This window comes from Haloferax profundi (genome assembly GCF_001469865.1).
GTDB classification, from domain to species: domain Archaea; phylum Halobacteriota; class Halobacteria; order Halobacteriales; family Haloferacaceae; genus Haloferax; species Haloferax profundi.
The window spans coordinates 1-974 of the sequence record NZ_LOPV01000074.1 but is presented as its reverse complement, the minus strand read 5'-3'; the positions used below and the strand labels follow the sequence as shown (position 1 = coordinate 974).

Genomic DNA, 974 nt, shown 5'->3' with positions numbered 1-974 from the left:
AAGAGGCCGTTCATGATGTCGGAAACGACGACCGAGGATGCCTCGTCGACGAGGAGATTCACCACATAGTCCTCGGGATACTCGCTGACCTCGCGTTTCCGTTCTTTGAGCGCGTCGTCAAGGTTCGAGAGAATCAGACCGGTCATGAGACGCGACGCATCATCGCGAAGGTCGCCAAGGTCGAACAGGATTACCTTATTCTCGTCAAGGACGTCGCGGAAGTCGAATCGGTTCTCTGTGTTGTTGAATACCTGAGCGAGATACGGCCGATCAGAGATGTAGTTGAGTCTGTGACCAACACCATCCATGACGGCTGAAAACGAACTCGGGTCTTTCTGGAGTTGCCGTCGGAGCGTTCGGGCCACATTGTCCTCGCTCGATTTGGGGAGGTCGTCGAAATTCGGTTTCGGCGGGCCTGCCTGTAGGACTTGATCAACGGCGTGCTCCAGCTGCCGATGTGCAAAGTAGTCAGCTGATTCTCGATAGAGCCCATTTTCTCGCCCATATTCTTCATCGAATAGTGCCTTGATGAGCGTCCGAATCAACGTGGGAGAGACGACCGCCCTCTCGTAGCGCTCTCTGCCCATGACGAGCTTTAGGATTTCTTCGTAGTGCTCTGCTTTCCGCTGGACCGCATCTTCACGACGTCTTCCATTTTCGAGGGCAGGGCCAAGGTCAAAAAATGAGAATCCAGGAAGCACGTCTGGCATTGGAAAATGAATCACATTCTCTTCGAGGTCAGTTGTTCCGAAGCGCCGGGCGTGTGCTCGCATATAGTTCTCGGCCATTCCGTCACCTTTCGGTTCCACGACGATGACTGGCCCTTCAGTATTCTCGTGGAGCGAGAGAATCTCGTTGATGAAAGCCTTCGATTTCCCTGCACCAGTAGTTCCAAACCGGCCATAGTGAGTTGGCAAAAGATTTGGTGGGATGCACGTCGGGACGTCTTCGGGGTCGCCATTTTTTGACCTTGG

1 pseudogene is annotated in these 974 nt (G+C 53.7%); it reads right to left on the bottom strand.

The window, feature by feature from the left end:
• A pseudogene (locus tag AUR66_RS21725) lies at window positions 1-974 on the bottom strand (conjugal transfer protein); the annotation flags it as partial.